This window comes from Escherichia sp. TW14182, assembly GCF_000208525.1.
GTDB classification, from domain to species: Bacteria; Pseudomonadota; Gammaproteobacteria; order Enterobacterales; family Enterobacteriaceae; genus Escherichia; species Escherichia ruysiae.
Genome location: NZ_AEJZ01000170.1, coordinates 1 through 17,845 on the forward strand (window position 1 = coordinate 1; position 17,845 = coordinate 17,845).

Here is a 17,845-nt window from a genome sequence, read left to right on the forward strand (position 1 = left end):
AAGCCGTTACCGACGGCAATAGTCCCCAGGGCGATGAAAATCAGATCAGGCTTAAGTAGTGACATTCCGGTCATGAAGTAGCCAATCGCCAGCACAATCGCCCCAAGAACAATGGTGCGTTTAGTCCCAAGCAGGTGGTCGCCGACATAGCCGCCAATGGAGATAAGTCCATAGACCAGCGCAGCAAAAGCGCCAAAGGTAACAAAGGCCTGCTCTTGTGAGAATCCGAGCTGTTTAACGAAGAAAACCGCCAGCACGCCTTGCACGCCGTAGTAGCCGAATCGCTCCCATAATTCGACAAAAAAGATCATGAAAAATGGGCGAGGTTGTTGCAGCATCCCAGTGGGTGTTGTTGTATTCATATTTATTAACCTTCCAATACCATCCTGAAAAGTATGAACGCGTAAGTGGTTGCACGCGAAAGATTTTACAGATGTCTAAGATTTTTAATATTGATGTGGTAAATAGTTATATGCACTATTTCGACAGAAAGTAACCAGCTAATCATGCTGGTTGTTTGAAGTGAGATGGTTTTACATTCTGATTTTTGAGATGCTGAAAATTTGGATAGCCCCGGGTATCTATGAGCCTGCTGGCCGCATCTGGAAAACAGGAGAGCGCAAAAGCAGAACGCCCGCATAAGCGGGCGTCGGGGGCAAGTCGGGAGGGGATGATTATTCTTCTTCGTCGCGCAGCGGAACAATCAGCATATCAACGTGAACGGTGTTGATAAGTTGACGCGCGGAAGACATCAGTTTGCTCCAGAAGTCCTGGTGATGACCACAAACAACCAGATCCATATCGTATTTCTTGATTGCATCCACCAGAACCTGACCCAGATCGCCGCTGCCGCTCAGGGTTTCAGTGATTGGGTAACCTGCGTTGGTAGAGAGCTCGGTCAGCGCGTGATGCGTCTCTTCGGAGATGCGTTTCTGCATATCACCCAGATTCACATCAATAAGCCCGGTGTATAGGTCAGAGTAGTTTACATCTACGTGGATCAGAGAAACCTTCGCATTGTAGGGGCGAGCCATAGAGACTGCTTTCTCTACCAGAACTTTGCTTTCCGGGGAGAGATCGACCGCGATGAGAATGTGTTTATAAGCCATAGTGTTACTCCTTCCATAAAGTTGTCGATGACTGGCCAGCTAGCGTTTCTTGTGCCGTTACGTCACCCGCGTCCTGCGAACTACGTGCGCGGGGCTAACCCAGCCGTAAAGATTCAGTGTTAAGACCATCCTTACCTTATAGCGACCCAGATGATCCGTCAATCCGCCTTGCTTACCAATCAGATAATCAAATTTTCGAGATGAATATATTGATAGTGGTTAACCTTATGGAAAAAAAACAAGCTGATCTCCTACACTATCTATAGAGCCGCTCGGATGTGTGTCACGACAAAAGCGGTTTCTCCAGGACCTGGTGTTAACTGATTGGCAGCGTATCGGGAGCGGTAGCCCCGGAGTGGAACTCCGTGGGCAGGTCGCCGGGGAGGAGGTATGATAAGCACCGTCGCATTATTTTGGGCTTTATGTGTCGTTTGCATTGTTAACATGGCGCGCTATTTCTCATCACTACGCGCGTTGTTAGTGGTACTGCGTAATTGCGATCCATTGCTCTATCAATATGTAGATGGAGGGGGCTTTTTTACCTCACATGGCCAACCTAACAAACAGGTGCGTCTCGTCTGGTATATCTATGCTCAGAGGTATCGCGATCATCACGATGATGAGTTTATTCGTCGCTGCGAGCGTGTGCGTCGGCAGTTTATTCTGACCAGCGCATTGTGTGGTCTGGTCGTGGTAAGCCTGATTGCATTGATGATCTGGCATTAAGTACCACAGCAATAACGCATAAAAAAAGCGGGTCAGAAAACTGACCCGCTCGTTTTTCTGCGTGCGATTACAGGAACTGCAAGGAGATCCAGTACAGCCCGCCGGAGAGCAGTATCGCAGCCGGGAGGGTAAACACCCACGCCATCAGAATGCTGGTTACTGTTTTACGCTGTAAGCCGCCGCCATCAACAACCATCGTCCCCGCTACGGAAGAGGAGAGTACGTGAGTGGTGGAAACCGGCATCCCGGTATAACTCGCCAGGCCGATAGACACCGCAGCCGTCATCTGGGCAGACATCCCCTGAGCGTAGGTCATGCCTTTCTTACCGATTTTCTCACCGATAGTCGTTGCCACACGACGCCAGCCAATCATCGTACCGATACCTAATGCCAGCGCGACCGCCATGATGATCCACACCGGAGCGTACTCGATGGTACTCAGCATATCGGACTTCAGTTTCTTCAACAGACGCTGATCATCTGCTGTGACGCCAGGCATTTTCACCACTTTGTCGATGGTGTCAGATACGCACAGCATAATGCGGCGCATCTGGCTACGTTGGTCAAGCGACAGCTTGTCGTAGCTTTCCACGTCAGCAGTCAACATGCCTTTCAGGCGATTGAGCGCGTTAATGGTATTCGACGGATGGCAATGGAACTCCGCAGGTTGTGTTGCGCCTGCTTCCGGAGTCGGTACTAACTGATCAGCACCGGTCGCCTGTTTCAGCAGTGCAGGGTGTTGCTCAAAGTAAGCTTCCACGTTGTTGATTGCATCACGGGTACGAGTGATTTCGTAGCCTGAGGCATTCATATTAACCACGAAGCCCGCTGGTGCGACGCCAATCAGCACCAGCATAACCAGACCAATGCCTTTCTGACCATCGTTCGCGCCGTGGGAAAACGCCACGCCGACAGCGGAAAGGATCAGCGCGATACGCGTCCAGAACGGCGGTTTTTTCTTACCGTCTTTCTTTTCACGCTCCGCTGGGGTCAGGTGGATACGGGCGCGTTTCTTGGTGCCGCTCCAGTAGCGACGCAGCAAGAAAATCAGACCGCCAGCAAACACCAGGCCGACAATAGGGGAAACGATCAGAGATGCGAAAATACTTAATACTTTCGGGATATTGAGTGCATCCACCACTGACGTACCGGTCATCAACGCATTGGTTAAACCAATACCGATGATTGCGCCAATCAGCGTATGAGAGCTGGATGCAGGTAAACCAAAGTACCAGGTACCCAGGTTCCAGATAATCGCCGCCAGTAACATAGAGAACACCATGGCAAGGCCATGAGACGATCCCATATTAAGCAGCAAGTCTGTCGGCAGCATATGCACAATGGCATAGGCAACACTCAGACCACCCAGCAAAACACCCAAAAAGTTGAACACTGCCGCCATAACCACTGCGAGCTGAGAACGCATCGCGCGGGTATAGATGACAGTTGCCACAGCGTTGGCTGTGTCATGGAAACCATTAATGGCTTCGTAGAACAGCACAAAAGCCAGTGCAAGCAATAATAACAGCCCGGTATGCAAATCCAGGCCAGCAAACAAATGTAGCATAGGACGTTACGCCATTTTGAGGACATGAACGCGGCGCATTATCAGTGACTTTCGCGGCGCGGGCAAAGTGAAATATAGATTTTTTTGATTTGCCTCCTGTATGATTTTTGCTCAAAAAATAATTATCTTATATAATTCAGGTAAATACTTCCCCTAAGTAATATTGATGCTGGTGCGACCACTGAGGAATCTTTACAATTCACGCCCGTTTTTTCTAAGAGGAGCGCAACGTGGAAAGGTTTGATGCCATTATTATAGGCGCTGGTGCGGCTGGTATGTTCTGTTCTGCGCTGGCAGGTCAGGCGGGACGCAGAGTTTTGCTGATTGATAATGGTAAAAAACCGGGGCGCAAAATCCTCATGTCTGGCGGTGGACGCTGCAACTTTACCAACCTTTATGTCGAGCCTGGCGCCTATCTGAGCCAGAATCCGCATTTTTGTAAGTCTGCACTCGCGCGTTTTACCCAGTGGGATTTCATTGATCTGGTAAATAAACACGGTATCGCCTGGCACGAGAAAACGTTAGGGCAACTCTTCTGTGATGACTCTGCACAGCAGATTGTCGACATGCTGGTGGATGAGTGTGAAAAGGGTAATGTGACCTTCAGATTGCGCAGCGAAGTGCTGAGTGTGGCAAAGGATGAAACGGGGTTTACGCTTGAACTGAACGGTATGACCGTCGGCTGCGATAAACTGGTCATTGCCACCGGAGGCCTCTCGATGCCTGGTCTGGGCGCATCGCCGTTCGGTTATAAGATTGCCGAACAATTTGGCCTCAACGTGTTGCCCACCCGCGCTGGCCTGGTGCCATTCACTCTGCATAAACCGTTGCTGGAAGAGTTACAGGTGCTGGCAGGCGTGGCGGCGCCTTCGGTGATCACCGCTGAAAACGGCACCGTATTCCGCGAGAACTTACTCTTCACTCATCGTGGCTTATCCGGCCCTGCGGTATTACAGATTTCCAGCTACTGGCAGCCGGGAGAATTTGTCAGCATCAATCTGCTACCGGATGTGGATCTCGAAACCTTCCTTAATGAGCAGCGTAACGCACATCCAAACCAGAGCCTGAAGAACACCCTGGCGGTTCATCTGCCGAAACGGTTGGTTGAACGGTTACAACAACTCGGGCAAATCCCGGATGTCTCGCTAAAACAGCTCAACGTGCGTGATCAACAGGCGCTGATTACCACATTGACCGACTGGCGCGTACAACCTAACGGCACTGAAGGCTATCGCACCGCCGAAGTGACGCTCGGCGGAGTGGACACCAACGAACTCTCTTCACGGACAATGGAAGCGCGCAAAGTGCCGGGGCTGTACTTCATTGGTGAAGTGATGGACGTCACCGGCTGGCTGGGGGGCTATAACTTCCAGTGGGCATGGTCGAGTGCGTGGGCTTGTGCGCAGGATTTGGCGGCAGAATAAGAAGCAAAATGCCCCCTCGTTTTCGCGGTGTAACCAGGGGGGATTAACCTGAATAAAGCCCAGATAAGACATTCGACACCTTATCTAAAGCCTTTTCTATTATTTTTTCGCAGAACCCGCTTCTAATATAGAAACGATTGAAAACAGCGTAAAACACACTGCACCTAAGCCCACCAAAACTCGCGAGGGAATAAAGTAAGCCATATCGATTTGCGCAATTTCAGCAAGGAACGCCGCGAGGAACAGGCAAAACAGACAGGTAAATACCGGTATCATTGGTATTCTGTTGGTTAACGAACAGGTGCGTCTCCAGACTAACGCCAACAGCCACACTTTGGAGAAAATGCTGTAGCAGATCATCCCCAGACAAATGAGAATAATGCCGGGTGCCAGACGGGCGCTTGCATCTGAACTGATTAATACGTAGATACCCTGAATAACGGTAAGTGAGCCGAGCAAAATAACCCAATAACACCAGAGCCAATGTTCTTTCGCTGAGAATGTGTTCCGCGTTTGATGAACAATAGTGGCGACCAGGCCAATAAGACAAGCGCAAATTGCCGTTAGCCCCAGGAATACATGGCCTGCAACATAATGCGCTGGAATATCTGCACTACGCAAAAGCGCAACTGACCAGAGGAAACCAAAGAGAGTCAGAAGTAGTGGCACGGCAATTAAGCAATTACCAATAAACGAAGAATAAGCCTGAAGCGGAGTTCCATCGCTTTTACTCCCTGCTGCGTTTTTCGGGATGAGCAGAAAATGCCCGGAAGATGCCGCGACGGTTGATACGCAGGCGGCAATCATCCCAACACCAAAAATAACGTGCCCGGCAACAAATTCATCCGCCATCACATTATCACTTGCCAGCAGAGACCATCCCCAAATCATCGTTGCAACGGAACCTGCATAACCAATAATAGGAAATAGCGTGTTGTAGAATTTATTCACACCATGATTTAACTGAGAGATGCATAATAAATGCAGTAGTGAACAACGCCAGGCATATTGCAGAAAGAGAAATTAAAACATGCCCTGCAACGAAATATTCACTTTGCCCAGAACCTGCTAATACAAAATCACCTAACGCGATGCATATTATACCCATTATCAAAGGGATTAATTTAAACAACCATCCGATATATATGTTCATCTCAATCTCCATATGCGTTTCCGCTAATGTCAGAAAGCGTGTAAGTAGTATTTTTAGTTAATTAAATATAACAATGAGATACCACTAATTGTAGAAAGTAACTTTACTATAACCGGATTTATTGTTCTGAGTATTGAATTTTATAGGCGAGTTAATGCTGGCAAATAAATATTTATCCTACAGCTAATTCTGAATGAATATCTTTTCCTTATTTTTCATCGTTGCTTAAAACGCTGCTTTTTCTCATCCACCCTCTTTTCGCAAAAATACCTTATTACCTTTCGGTAAGATATTTGTACACAAGAGAATAATAACACTGCGTGATAGTCACCGTTCCTGTTAAGGATATTTTGGGTTAAAAACGTAATCGAAATGTAGAACATCGTGATGTATCACAAGCTGATTGTAATCAAATAGACAACATGAATATAACTGTTAGTATTTAATTGATTTCAATTATGAGTATGCGTGTTTCATTTACGGCCAGGAATGCTGATGATGACAACATTACTACCCGTTTTCACTAAGCTTTTCCCGTTGGCGCTCATCTTGCGGCGCCCTGGTCGTATATGCCGTTTCCTTCTCATCCCGGATGGAAGAATTCGCTGAACATCGTTCGGCGGCTGCTGTAACACGCGTCGTTTACTTACAGGGATTATGGCGGGTCGATTATGGATAAGATTAAGCGCCATCTGGCGTGGTGGGTTGTAGGGTTACTGGCGGTTGCTGCCGTCCTGGCGTGGTGGTTATTGCGTCCGGCAGGTGTACCGGAGGGTTTTGCCGTCAGTAATGGTCGCATTGAAGCGACGGAAGTGGATATCGCCAGTAAAATTGCCGGGCGTATCGACACCATTCTGGTGAAAGAGGGGCAGTTTGTCCGTGAAGGTGAAGTGCTGGCGAAGATGGACACTCGCGTGTTGCAGGAGCAGCGACTGGAAGCCATCGCGCAAATCAAAGAGGCGCAAAGTGCTGTTGCCGCCGCGCAGGCTTTGCTGGAACAGCGGCAAAGTGAAACTCGTGCCGCACAGTCACTGGTTAATCAACGCCAGGCCGAACTGGACTCCGTTGCCAAACGCCATACGCGTTCCCGCTCGCTCGCCCATCGTGGGGCTATTTCTGCGCAACAACTGGATGACGACCGCGCCGCTGCCGAAAGCGCCCGTGCTGCGCTGGAGTCGGCAAAAGCCCAGGTTTCGGCTTCTAAAGCCGCTATTGAAGCGGCACGTACCAATATCATTCAGGCACAAACTCGTGTAGAAGCCGCGCAAGCCACTGAACGGCGCATTGCCGCAGATATCGATGACAGTGAACTAAAAGCCCCGCGCGATGGGCGTGTGCAGTATCGGGTTGCTGAGCCAGGCGAAGTGCTGGCGGCAGGCGGTCGGGTGCTGAATATGGTCGATCTGAGCGACGTTTATATGACCTTCTTCCTGCCAACCGAACAGGCGGGCACACTGAAACTAGGCGGCGAAGCACGGCTGATCCTCGATGCCGCGCCAGATCTGCGTATTCCTGCGACCATCAGTTTTGTCGCCAGCGTCGCCCAGTTCACGCCAAAAACCGTCGAAACCAGCGATGAACGGCTGAAACTGATGTTCCGCGTCAAAGCGCGTATCCCACCGGAATTACTCCAGCAACATCTGGAATATGTCAAAACCGGTTTGCCGGGCGTGGCGTGGGTGCGGGTGAACGAAGAACGTCCGTGGCCTGAAGACCTGGTGGTGAGGTTGCCGCAATGACGCATCTGGAACTGGTTCCCGTTCCGCCTGTCGCGCAACTGGCGGGCGTGAGCCAGCATTATGGAAAAACCGTTGCGCTGAACAATATCACTCTCGATATTCCGGCACGCTGCATGGTCGGGCTGATTGGCCCGGACGGCGTCGGGAAGTCGAGTTTGTTATCGCTGATTTCCGGTGCCCGCGTCATTGAGCAGGGCAACGTGATCGTGCTGGGCGGCGATATGCGCGACCCGAAGCATCGCCGCGACGTCTGCCCGCGCATCGCCTGGATGCCGCAGGGGCTGGGCAAAAACCTCTACCACACCTTGTCGGTATATGAAAACGTCGATTTTTTCGCCCGCCTGTTCGGTCACGACAAAGCGGAGCGGGAAGTCCGAATTAATGAGCTGCTGACCAGCACCGGGTTAGCACCGTTTCGCGATCGTCCGGCGGGAAAGCTCTCCGGCGGGATGAAGCAAAAACTTGGACTATGCTGTGCGTTAATCCACGACCCGGAATTGTTGATTCTTGATGAGCCAACGACGGGGGTTGACCCGCTCTCTCGCGCTCAGTTCTGGGATCTCATCGACAGTATTCGCCAGCGGCAGAGCAATATGAGCGTGCTGGTCGCCACCGCCTATATGGAAGAGGCCGAACGCTTCGACTGGCTGGTGGCGATGAATGCCGGAGAAGTGCTGGCGACCGGTAGCGCCGAAGAACTGCGTCAGCAAACGCAAAGCGCCACGCTGGAAGAAGCATTTATTAATCTGTTACCGCAAGCGCAACGCCAGGCGCATCAGGCGGTAGTGATCCCACCGTATCAACCTGAAAACGCAGAGATTGCCATCGAAGCGCGCGATCTGACCATGCGTTTTGGTTCCTTCGTTGCCGTTGATCACGTCAATTTCCGCATTCCACGCGGGGAGATTTTTGGCTTCCTCGGTTCGAACGGCTGCGGTAAATCCACCACCATGAAAATGCTTACTGGGCTGCTGCCCGCCAGCGAAGGTGAGGCGTGGCTGTTTGGGCAACCGGTTGATCCAAAAGATATCGATACTCGCCGTCGGGTGGGCTATATGTCGCAGGCGTTTTCGCTCTATAACGAACTCACCGTGCGGCAAAACCTGGAGTTACATGCTCGTTTGTTTCACATCCCGGAAGCGGAAATTCCTGCGCGAGTGGCTGAAATGAGCGAGCGTTTTAAGCTCAATGACGTTGAAGATGTGCTGCCGGAGTCATTGCCGCTCGGCATTCGCCAGCGGCTTTCGCTGGCGGTGGCGGTGATTCATCGCCCGGAGATGTTAATCCTCGATGAACCTACTTCTGGCGTCGATCCGGTGGCGAGGGATATGTTCTGGCAGTTGATGGTCGATCTCTCGCGCCAGGACAAAGTGACCATTTTCATCTCCACCCACTTTATGAACGAAGCGGAACGCTGCGACCGTATCTCGCTGATGCACGCCGGAAAAGTGCTCGCCAGCGGTACACCGCAGGAACTGGTTGAGAAACGCGGAGCCGCCAGTCTGGAAGAGGCATTTATCGCCTGTTTGCAGGAGGCGGCGGGGCAGAGCAACGAAGCCGAAGCACCGCCCGTGGTGCGCAACGCTACCCATGCGCCGCGTCAGGGATTTAGCCTGCGCCGTCTGTTTAGCTACAGCCGCCGCGAAGCACTGGAACTGCGACGCGATCCGGTGCGTTCGACGCTGGCGCTGATGGGAACGGTGATCCTGATGCTGATAATGGGCTATGGCATCAGTATGGATGTGGAAAACCTGCGCTTTGCGGTGCTCGACCGCGACCAGACCGTCAGCAGCCAGGCGTGGATGCTCAATCTCTCCGGTTCCCGTTACTTTATCGAACAACCGCCGCTCACCAGTTATGACGAGCTTGACCGCCGGATGCGCGCGGGCGATATCACGGTGGCGATTGAGATCCCGCCCAATTTCGGGCGTGATATCGCGCGTGGTACGCCTGTGGAGCTCGGTGTCTGGATCGACGGTGCGATGCCCAGCCGTGCCGAAACGGTAAAAGGTTACGTGCAGGCGATGCACCAGAGTTGGTTACAGGATGTGGCGAGCCGGCAATCGACGCCCGCCAGCCAAAGCGGACTGATGAATATTGAGACGCGCTATCGCTATAACCCGGACGTAAAAAGCCTGCCAGCGATTGTTCCGGCGGTGATCCCGCTTCTGCTGATGATGATCCCGTCAATGCTAAGCGCCCTTAGCGTGGTGCGGGAAAAAGAGTTGGGGTCGATTATCAACCTTTACGTGACCCCCACCACGCGTAGCGAATTTTTGCTCGGCAAACAGCTACCGTACATCGCGCTGGGGATGCTGAACTTTTTCCTGCTCTGCGCCTTGTCGGTGTTTGTGTTTGGCGTGCCGCATAAAGGCAGCTTCCTGACGCTCACCCTGGCGGCGTTGCTGTATATCATCATTGCCACCGGAATGGGGCTGCTGATCTCCACTTTTATGAAGAGCCAGATTGCCGCCATTTTCGGTACGGCGATTATCACGTTGATTCCGGCGACGCAGTTTTCCGGGATGATCGATCCGGTGGCATCGCTGGAAGGGCCGGGGCGTTGGATCGGCGAGGTTTATCCTACCAGTCATTTTCTGACTATCGCGCGCGGGACGTTTTCGAAGGCGCTGGATCTGACGGACTTGTGGCAACTTTTTATCCCGTTGCTGATAGCCATACCGCTGGTGATGGGCTTAAGCATCCTGCTGCTGAAAAAACAGGAGGGATGATGCGCCATTTACGCAATATTTTTAATCTGGGTATCAAAGAGTTGCGCAGCCTGCTTGGTGATAAAGCAATGCTGACGCTGATTATCTTCTCGTTTACGGTGTCGGTGTACTCGTCGGCAACCGTCACGCCAGGATCGTTAAACCTGGCGCCGATCGCCATTGCCGATATGGATCAATCGCAGTTGTCGAACCGGATCGTTAACAGCTTCTACCGCCCGTGGTTTTTGCCGCCGGAGATGATCACTGCCGATGAGATGGATGCCGGACTGGACGCCGGGCGCTATACCTTTGCGGTAAATATTCCGCCTAATTTTCAGCGTGATGTCCTCGCCGGACGCCAGCCGGATATTCAGGTGAACGTCGATGCCACGCGCATGAGCCAGGCATTCACTGGCAACGGGTATATCCAGAATATTATCAACGGTGAAGTGAACAGCTTTGTCGCGCGCTACCGTGATAACAGCGAACCGTTGGTATCGCTGGAAACCCGGATGCGCTTTAACCCGAATCTCGATCCCGCGTGGTTTGGTGGGGTGATGGCGATCATCAACAACATTACCATGCTGGCGATTGTTTTGACCGGATCGGCGCTGATCCGCGAGCGTGAACACGGCACGGTGGAACATTTACTGGTGATGCCGATAACGCCGTTTGAGATCATGATGGCGAAGGTCTGGTCGATGGGGCTGGTGGTGCTGGTGGTGTCGGGATTATCGCTGGTGCTGATGGTAAAAGGCGTGCTGGGCGTACCGATAGAAGGCTCGATCCCGCTGTTTATGCTTGGCGTGGCGCTCAGTCTGTTTGCCACCACGTCAATCGGCATTTTCATGGGGACGATAGCGCGCTCAATGCCGCAACTGGGGCTGCTGGTGATTCTGGTGCTGCTGCCGCTGCAAATGCTTTCCGGTGGTTCCACGCCGCGCGAAAGTATGCCGCAGATGGTGCAGGACATTATGCTGACCATGCCGACGACACACTTTGTCAGCCTCGCGCAGGCCATTCTCTACCGTGGTGCCGGATTCGAAATCGTCTGGCCGCAATTCCTGACGCTGATGGCAATTGGCGGCGCGTTTTTCACCATCGCGCTGCTGCGATTCAGAAAGACGATTGGAACAATGGCGTAAGGAAGGGAAACTTGACTTCATATTGTGATGTCATACTATTGATGTCATAAAGTGAAGTCATAAGGACATGCCATGAGAACACAGGTACAGGCTTTACGGAAGAAACAAAAAAATACATTGGATCAAATATTTAAATCTCCTGTTCCTCAAGGGATTAAGTGGTCTGATATAGAGTCACTGGTTAAAGCATTAGGCGGAGAAATTAAGGAAGGAAGAGGCTCGCGTTGTAAGTTCATACTAAATATGAGCGTTGCGTGTTTCCATCGGCCTCATCCGTCGCCAGATACCGATAAAGGCGCTGTAGAAAGCGTGCGTGACTGGTTACTAAGTATAGGGGTAAAACCATGATCAAACTGAAGACGCCAAATTCTATGGAGATTGCCGGGCAACCTGCTGTAATTACCTATGTGCCAGAACTGAATGCATTTCGTGGCAAATTCCTGGGCTTGTCAGGTTATTGTGATTTTGTCTCTGACAGCATTCAGGGGCTGCAAAAAGAGGGGGAGCTTTCCCTGCGAGAGTATCTTGAGGATTGTAAAGCTGCGGGTATTGAGCCTTATGCGCGTACAGAAAAGATTAAGACCTTTACGTTACGCTATCCAGAATCGCTGAGTGAACGCCTTAATAATGCGGCTGCGCAGCAACAAGTCTCTGTTAATACCTATATTATTGAAACGCTGAATGAGCGTTTGAATCATTTATAAATTTTAGCGGCGTTCATTACGCAGAACATCTGCCTTTACAGGATCTATCTATGCAACTGAACTTAATTTTATAAATTAAGTTCAGTTAATATCTTTTCTTTCCGCGTTTCAGAAATAACTCAATCTTCCTTCGGCAAGCACTGTAAATGCCCGTGTCGCACGCCGCGCTGGGCGATAACGTCATCGGCAAAATGCTGCACGTCACCCATGTCACCTTTCAGCACGGCGATTTCCAGACAGTCGTCGTGATTAATGTGGACATGCAGCGTGGCGACCGAGAGATCGTGGTGATGATGCTGGGTGGAGACAATACGGCTGGCTAAGTCGCGTTTTTCGTGCTCATACACATACGACAGCACTGCGAAACCTTGTGTGCCGTGCTGCTGGGTGGCCTCCTGCGCCAGGGCGCTGCGCAGAATATCGCGGATAGCTTCGGAACGGTTGTTATAGCCACGACGCTGGCTCAGGCTGTCCAGCGTCTCCAGTAAATCGTCATCAAGCGTGATGGTGACTCGTTGCATTTGCGTTAAACCTTTTCAGTGGCGCGACGGCGCACGGGGAATGCGGGTAATACCGCGTTTTGTAGCACACGTCCGGCGTCAGAGGAAAAAGTTAATTTCTCTCCCACCACCTGGGTTTCGACGATTTGTCCGTTGTCCATCACCATCACCCGCTGACAGAAACGTTCCACCAAGCGTAAGTCGTGGGTGATGAACAGGCAGGCGGTGCCAAACTGTTGTTGTAGCTTTTTCAGTAGACGAATGACGCCCGCTTGTAACACGAGATCAAGGTTAGAAACGGCTTCATCCAGAATCAGCAGTTTCGGTTCGACCGCCAGCGCGCGCGCCAGGCAGACGCGCTGGAGCTGACCGCCGCTTAATTGCGGTGGGCGTTTGTCGAGCACGCTGTCATCGAGATCTACCGCCTTCAGCATTTCACTGGCGCGCGCCAGTTGTTCGGCTTTTTTCAGCGATAGCAGGTGGCGCATCGGTTCTCGCAGGATCTCGCGCACGGTTTTGCGTGGGTTAACGGCGCTGATGGAGTCCTGAAACACCATCTGAATATCACGGCGGAACGCTTTACGTTGCGCGCGATTGAGTTTCGCCAGCGGTTCGCCACGCCAGCTAATATTCCCTTGTGAGGGCGACTCTAAGCCTACCAGCAGCCGCGCGAGGGTACTCTTTCCGCAGCCACTGCGTCCCAGCAGGGCGACGGTTTCACCGCTTTTCAGGGTCAGAGAAACGTTATTGAGTACCGCCTGATGCTGGTGCTTACCGCTGAATCCACCGTGCGCATAGTGATGTGAAAGGTTGGAGACGTTAAGTAAAGTCATGATGCCAGCTCCATACCGTAGAGGGCGAGATGAGCGGAAACCAGGCTGCGCGTCACCGTATGTTTGGGGGCGTTAAACAGCGTTTCTACATCGCCCTGTTCAACAATCTTGCCGTGAGACATTACCGCCACATCGTCCGCCAGACGCGCTACTACGCCCATATCATGGGTGACCAGCAGCATCCCCGGCGCTTGTTTTTGCATAATGCTTTCCAGTAGATCGAGGATGCGCGCTTGCGCTACTACATCAAGGTCGGTGGTTGGTTCATCGGCGATGATAAACGGCGATTCGCACAGCACCGCCATCGCAATCATCATGCGCTGCAACATACCGCCGCTCATCTCGAACGGGTACAGCTTCAGCACGCGCGCGGCGTTTTCCAGCCCCACCGCTTCTATGGCAGCGATAAGCGTGGCGTCATCGGCGGGTTTCCCCAGTGCCAGGCAGGTTTCCCGCGCGTGGGTGTGCATGGTGTGCAGCGGATTAAAGGCGCTGCGCGGGTTCTGCATGATGGTGGCAATTTTGATACCGCGTAGCGCGCAGGGCGAAACCGGTTTGCCATCGGCTAAAATTTCTCCCGCCGTCTGGCGAACGCCTGCGGGCAGAATGCCCAGAGCCGCCGCGCAGGTTAATGATTTCCCGCTGCCGCTACCACCGACTAACGCCAGCACGCGCCCGCGTTGCAGAGTTAATGATACTCCGTGTACCAGCGGCTGCACGGCCTGTAGCGCGATATCGCGCAGTTCAATCTGTTGTGGCATTAGTGTGCGTGCTCCGTCACCAGATGAGGGTCCAGATGATCGCGCAGTGCGTCACCCACCAGGTTAAAGGCCATCACGCTGATAAACAGCGCCAGCCCCGGCCAGAACATTTGCAGCGGCTGAGTCCAGATATACTGACGCGCGTCGTTAATCATCACGCCCCATTCGGCGGTCGGCGCGGTCACGCCAAGGCCGAGGAAGGACATCCCCGCGACGTGAAGCATCATATGGCCGATATCCAGCGTCGCCAGCACCAGCAGCGAAGGGAGCACCGCGCCTGCCAGATGATCGACAAACACCCGCACATGCCCCGCGCCGGAAAGTCGTGACGCCAGCACAAACTCGCGCTGGCGTAGCGAAATCACCAGGCTGCGCACCATGCGTGCATACCACGCCCAGTGCGACAGGGCGATGGCGATAATTACGTTGGTCAGCCCGGTGCCGAGCACGCCAACCATAAAGAACGACAGAATCGACGTCGGGAAGGTCATAAACATATCGGCGACGCGCATGGTGGCCTGATCAACGCGTCCGCCAATCAGTCCGGCGCTGCCGCCAATAACCAGCCCTAATGTCAGCACCAGCAGCAGGCAGGCCATTACCGAACCGAGCGACACGCGGGTCGCCGCCATCAGCCGCGAGAAAATATCACGCCCTAAGTGATCGGTGCCCAGCCAGTGCTGCGCATCCGGCGAGAGCAGGCGCGACGGCAGATCAATCGCCTGTGGGTCATACGGCAGCCACCACTGGCTGGTGAGCGCAATCAGCGCCAGCAGGGCGATAATGATCAGCGCCAGGCGTACCGACCAGCGGGAAGAGAGGAAAAAGTTCACGCGTGCGCTCCTTCATGACGACGAATACGCGGGTCCAGCGCGGCGTTGAGTAAATCAACAATCAAATTACAGACCACAAAAACCACCACCATCATCAGCGTAAAGCATTGAATTACCGGATAGTCACGGTTAAAAATCGCCGACACCGCATAGCGTCCTACCCCCGGCCAGGCAAAGATGTTTTCGATAATCATCGTCCCGCCGATCAGTTCGCCGATGTGCATCCCCACGGCGGTGATCATCGGCAGCGAGGCATTACGCAGAATATGGCGGCGTTCGGTCTGTTTAGCGTTAAGCCCGCGCAGCCGTGCCCAGGTCACGTGACGCTGACCGGCGACGTCCAGCATACTGGCGCGCAGCAGCCGCGCGTTAATCGCCAGCGACATAAAGGCGATGGAAACCGCCGGCAAAATGATGTGCTGCCAGCCGCCGTAACCCATCGCGGGTAGCCATTGCAGATACACCGAAAACGCCATCACCAGTAAAAACGCCAGCCAGAAGTTAGGCATTGAGACGCCAAGAAACGCGATGAAACGCACGGCGAAATCCGGCAGGCGGTCGCGATGGCGCGCCGCCCAGATACCGAGCGGCACGGAAGTGAGCAGAATTAACACCAGCGCCGCTCCTGCCAGTTCCAATGTTGCGGGCAGGAAGTTCAGCATATCGTCGAGCACCGGGCGTTGGCTGGCGAATGAGATACCAAAGTCAAGATGCAGCGCCTTCCACAACCAGGTGCCGTACTGGACGTACAGCGGCTGATCCAGTCCCAGCATGGTGCGGGTAGAGGCCAGCATCTCCGGCGTCGGCGGCAGGTTAGATAAACGCAAATAGTCGAGTGCCGGGTCGCCGGTGCCGAGGCGCAACATCAGAAAAATGATCACCGAGGCGGCGAGCACCATCGGGATCAGCAGCAGAAAGCGGCGTAATACGTAACGCAACATTAAGGTTTCACCGGTTTAATCTGTTCGAACGGAATTTCGGTGGCGATCGGCGCGTAGGGGATGTTACCCAGATCCGGTTTTGATACCACCATCATTGAGATGTAACTGATAGGCAGATAAACCGCCTCGTCATGCAGACGGGTCAGAATGTCGCGATACAGCGCCTGACGTTGCGTTTCGTCGTGGATCGCCAGCACTTCGCCGATCTCTTTATCAATCAGCGGCTTGTCGGCTAAACCTTGCTGTGCCTGGAAGTCAGCGTGCGACGGTACGCGCATTGAACTCAGGAAGGCGTGTGGATCGTATGGCGCGCCCCAGGTGCGGTGGAAAATCATGCCAAAACGACCGTCACGCTGACGAGCATAGATACTGCTCTCTTCTTCGCCAATCAGCGAGACATCTGCGCCAATCTGGCGCATATCAGCCTGAATGATTTCCGCCATCGATTTGCTTAACGCATCGGTGCCGATGAACGAAAGTTCAATGCGCAGCGGCTGACCATTTTTCTCGCGGATGTCTTTGCCCGCAGGCAGCGTCCAACCGGCTTTTTCCAGCAACGCTTTCGCTTTTTGCGGATCGTACTGGCGCGGTTTCAGGCCGAGGTTGGCGTAGGGCACAGAAGGGGCAAACAGGGTGTCGGCGACCTGCTGGGTGCCATATAACGCGTTATCAATCAGCGATTTTTTGTTTACCGCGTAATTAAGAGCTTCACGTACTGCCAGCTCGTTGGTGGGGGCTTTGGCGGTATTGAGCGCCAGCATCACGGTTTCGATCGGCTGTGACAGTTGGGTGTGGTAAGCCGGGTTCTGGCTAAAGCGGGCGAAGGTATCGAGCGGTAATAACCCTTCGTTTCCGTACAGCAGGTCGATATCGCCAGTTTCAAACGCCACCGCGCGGGTAGTCGGGTCCGGGATCACGTTAAAGGTGATCTTTTTAATCGCCGGCTTTTCGCCCCAGTAGTTTTCGTTACGGACGAAGACATCGTACTGATTCAGTTTTGATTCCTGCAAAATCCACGGTCCGGTGCCAATCGGCGCTTTAATTCCGTTCATGGTTTCATGGTTTTTAAACTGCGAGGGAGCGATAAAACGGAAAGGACGGGGCAGGGCCAGTTCTTGCAGGAAAGGATAGTAGGCGCTTTTCAGGGTGATTTGCAGCTCCGTTTTACTGAGTGCTTTAACATCAACAATCTGGTTTGCCAGCTCCAGCCAGGCGTGACGTTGACGGTTATCGAGCACTACGCGGAAGTTTTCTGCCGCCGCCTCGGCATCGAACGGTTCACCGTTGGAGAATTTCACGTCATCACGCAGGGTGAAGGTCCAGGTTTTACCATCTTCCGAATGGATCCAGCTTTTTGCCAGCCACGGCATCACCGAACCATCTGCCTGGTATTTCACCAGCGGTTCATAAACCATGCTCTGGGCGAACATCTGGTTAGGCGTGTAAAGGTGCGGGTTTAGTGGCCCGACATTCACCGGCCAGGCGGTGGTGATTTCATCTGGCGCGGCAGCATGGACGATAAAAGACGCACAAGCCAGCAGCGCAAATAGAGTGCGGTGGAGTGTGGAGAACATAGTAGCCCCAATGGATAAATAGTTGGCGAAATAAGTATGGCGACGATTCGCTATGTTGAAATCTGGTAGTGACTCTGCATATGCGGCCTGGGTGCGGCCTGTTCCCCTCACCCTAACCCTCTCCC

At 53.0% G+C, this 17,845-nt stretch carries 17 protein-coding genes and 1 pseudogene; 8 read left to right on the forward strand and 10 right to left on the reverse strand.

Translation table 11 applies throughout. The annotated features are described in order from the left end of the window. Both EQY_RS0114820 and uspA read right to left on the reverse strand, forming a co-directional pair. Positions 1-362: oligopeptide:H+ symporter (locus tag EQY_RS0114820; RefSeq protein ID WP_237712271.1), on the reverse strand; the 362-nt coding region annotated here is incomplete at its 3' end. A gap of 312 nt (positions 363-674) precedes the next feature. Then, entirely contained in the window at positions 675-1,109 is a 435-nt protein-coding gene (gene uspA / locus EQY_RS0114825; RefSeq protein ID WP_000323571.1) for a universal stress protein UspA, read from the reverse strand. Between the two features lie 390 nt (positions 1,110-1,499). Here uspA and uspB point away from each other — a divergent pair, with 390 nt between their 5' ends. Next, positions 1,500-1,835, forward strand: a complete 336-nt coding sequence (uspB, locus tag EQY_RS0114830) for a universal stress protein UspB (RefSeq protein WP_000626187.1) — start codon at positions 1,500-1,502, stop codon at positions 1,833-1,835. A gap of 67 nt (positions 1,836-1,902) precedes the next feature. Here the strand turns inward: uspB and pitA are convergent, their stop codons facing one another. Further along, positions 1,903-3,402 carry an inorganic phosphate transporter PitA gene (pitA, locus tag EQY_RS0114835; protein WP_000902771.1) on the reverse strand — a complete coding sequence of 500 codons (1,500 nt, stop codon included), beginning with the start codon at positions 3,400-3,402 and terminating at the stop codon, positions 1,903-1,905. Positions 3,403-3,632: 230 nt separating this feature from the next. Between pitA and EQY_RS0114840 the strand changes: the two genes are divergently transcribed. Continuing rightward, complete coding sequence (locus tag EQY_RS0114840) at positions 3,633-4,826, forward strand: BaiN/RdsA family NAD(P)/FAD-dependent oxidoreductase (protein WP_000439175.1); 1,194 nt, start codon at positions 3,633-3,635, stop codon at positions 4,824-4,826. A gap of 99 nt (positions 4,827-4,925) precedes the next feature. On the opposite strand, the pseudogene EQY_RS0114845 reads toward EQY_RS0114840, so the two are convergent. Beyond that, positions 4,926-5,979: pseudogene (locus tag EQY_RS0114845) on the reverse strand (DUF2776 family protein). A gap of 495 nt (positions 5,980-6,474) precedes the next feature. Between EQY_RS0114845 and EQY_RS26855 the strand changes: the two are divergent. The 6 genes from EQY_RS26855 to EQY_RS0114870 all read left to right on the forward strand — a co-directional run bounded on the left by EQY_RS26855 (position 6,475) and on the right by EQY_RS0114870 (position 12,278). Further along, positions 6,475-6,588: a hypothetical protein gene (locus EQY_RS26855; RefSeq protein ID WP_237712272.1), complete on the forward strand. Its 114-nt coding sequence runs from the start codon at positions 6,475-6,477 to the stop codon at positions 6,586-6,588. Positions 6,589-6,650: 62 nt separating this feature from the next. Then, positions 6,651-7,718, forward strand: coding sequence for an HlyD family secretion protein (locus EQY_RS0114850; protein WP_000357899.1), 1,068 nt, complete (start codon positions 6,651-6,653; stop codon positions 7,716-7,718). Further along, the gene (gene rbbA / locus EQY_RS0114855) at positions 7,715-10,450 is read left to right on the forward strand and encodes a ribosome-associated ATPase/putative transporter RbbA (protein WP_000149103.1); all 2,736 of its coding nucleotides are present in this window, start codon (positions 7,715-7,717) and stop codon (positions 10,448-10,450) included. The genes EQY_RS0114850 and rbbA overlap by 4 nt, the downstream gene beginning before the upstream one ends. Next, a complete protein-coding gene (locus EQY_RS0114860; protein WP_024212598.1) occupies positions 10,450-11,574 on the forward strand; it encodes an ABC transporter permease in 1,125 nt (374 codons plus the stop codon). The genes rbbA and EQY_RS0114860 overlap by 1 nt, the downstream gene beginning before the upstream one ends. Before the next feature lie 72 nt (positions 11,575-11,646). Beyond that, the gene (locus EQY_RS0114865) at positions 11,647-11,922 is read left to right on the forward strand and encodes a type II toxin-antitoxin system HicA family toxin (RefSeq protein WP_001260301.1); all 276 of its coding nucleotides are present in this window, start codon (positions 11,647-11,649) and stop codon (positions 11,920-11,922) included. Then, positions 11,919-12,278: a type II toxin-antitoxin system HicB family antitoxin gene (locus EQY_RS0114870; protein WP_000593555.1), complete on the forward strand. Its 360-nt coding sequence runs from the start codon at positions 11,919-11,921 to the stop codon at positions 12,276-12,278. Before EQY_RS0114865 ends, EQY_RS0114870 begins: the two co-directional genes overlap by 4 nt. Before the next feature lie 119 nt (positions 12,279-12,397). Here the strand turns inward: EQY_RS0114870 and nikR are convergent, their stop codons facing one another. Genes nikR through nikA form a run of 6 tightly spaced genes read right to left on the reverse strand, consistent with a single transcriptional unit; the run spans position 12,398 to position 17,720 of the window. Beyond that, the gene (nikR, locus tag EQY_RS0114875; RefSeq protein WP_001190062.1) at positions 12,398-12,799 is read right to left on the reverse strand and encodes a nickel-responsive transcriptional regulator NikR; all 402 of its coding nucleotides are present in this window, start codon (positions 12,797-12,799) and stop codon (positions 12,398-12,400) included. Between the two features lie 5 nt (positions 12,800-12,804). Then, positions 12,805-13,611, reverse strand: a complete 807-nt coding sequence (nikE, locus tag EQY_RS0114880; protein ID WP_000173713.1) for a nickel import ATP-binding protein NikE — start codon at positions 13,609-13,611, stop codon at positions 12,805-12,807. Beyond that, a complete protein-coding gene (gene nikD / locus EQY_RS0114885; RefSeq protein WP_001136202.1) occupies positions 13,608-14,372 on the reverse strand; it encodes a nickel import ATP-binding protein NikD in 765 nt (254 codons plus the stop codon). Before nikD ends, nikE begins: the two co-directional genes overlap by 4 nt. Beyond that, positions 14,372-15,205, reverse strand: a complete 834-nt coding sequence (gene nikC / locus EQY_RS0114890) for a nickel ABC transporter permease subunit NikC (protein ID WP_001008965.1) — start codon at positions 15,203-15,205, stop codon at positions 14,372-14,374. Before nikC ends, nikD begins: the two co-directional genes overlap by 1 nt. Then, positions 15,202-16,146, reverse strand: a complete 945-nt coding sequence (nikB, locus tag EQY_RS0114895) for a nickel ABC transporter permease subunit NikB (protein ID WP_000947066.1) — start codon at positions 16,144-16,146, stop codon at positions 15,202-15,204. The genes nikC and nikB overlap by 4 nt, the downstream gene beginning before the upstream one ends. Next, complete coding sequence (gene nikA / locus EQY_RS0114900; RefSeq protein WP_000493118.1) at positions 16,146-17,720, reverse strand: nickel ABC transporter substrate-binding protein; 1,575 nt, start codon at positions 17,718-17,720, stop codon at positions 16,146-16,148. Before nikA ends, nikB begins: the two co-directional genes overlap by 1 nt. Between the last annotated feature and the right edge of the window lie 125 nt (positions 17,721-17,845).

Coding starts and splice junctions, on each gene's coding strand:
- nikB (WP_000947066.1), bottom strand. CDS start 16,146: ATGTTGCGTTACGTATTACGCCGCTTTCTGCTGCTGATCCCGATGGTG.
- EQY_RS0114865 (WP_001260301.1), top strand. CDS start 11,647: ATGAGAACACAGGTACAGGCTTTACGGAAGAAACAAAAAAATACATTG.
- nikD (WP_001136202.1), bottom strand. CDS start 14,372: ATGCCACAACAGATTGAACTGCGCGATATCGCGCTACAGGCCGTGCAG.
- nikE (WP_000173713.1), bottom strand. CDS start 13,611: ATGACTTTACTTAACGTCTCCAACCTTTCACATCACTATGCGCACGGT.
- nikR (WP_001190062.1), bottom strand. CDS start 12,799: ATGCAACGAGTCACCATCACGCTTGATGACGATTTACTGGAGACGCTG.
- uspB (WP_000626187.1), top strand. CDS start 1,500: ATGATAAGCACCGTCGCATTATTTTGGGCTTTATGTGTCGTTTGCATT.
- EQY_RS26855 (WP_237712272.1), top strand. CDS start 6,475: ATGATGACAACATTACTACCCGTTTTCACTAAGCTTTTCCCGTTGGCG.
- nikA (WP_000493118.1), bottom strand. CDS start 17,720: ATGTTCTCCACACTCCACCGCACTCTATTTGCGCTGCTGGCTTGTGCG.
- EQY_RS0114850 (WP_000357899.1), top strand. CDS start 6,651: ATGGATAAGATTAAGCGCCATCTGGCGTGGTGGGTTGTAGGGTTACTG.
- EQY_RS0114860 (WP_024212598.1), top strand. CDS start 10,450: ATGCGCCATTTACGCAATATTTTTAATCTGGGTATCAAAGAGTTGCGC.
- EQY_RS0114870 (WP_000593555.1), top strand. CDS start 11,919: ATGATCAAACTGAAGACGCCAAATTCTATGGAGATTGCCGGGCAACCT.
- rbbA (WP_000149103.1), top strand. CDS start 7,715: ATGACGCATCTGGAACTGGTTCCCGTTCCGCCTGTCGCGCAACTGGCG.
- uspA (WP_000323571.1), bottom strand. CDS start 1,109: ATGGCTTATAAACACATTCTCATCGCGGTCGATCTCTCCCCGGAAAGC.
- pitA (WP_000902771.1), bottom strand. CDS start 3,402: ATGCTACATTTGTTTGCTGGCCTGGATTTGCATACCGGGCTGTTATTA.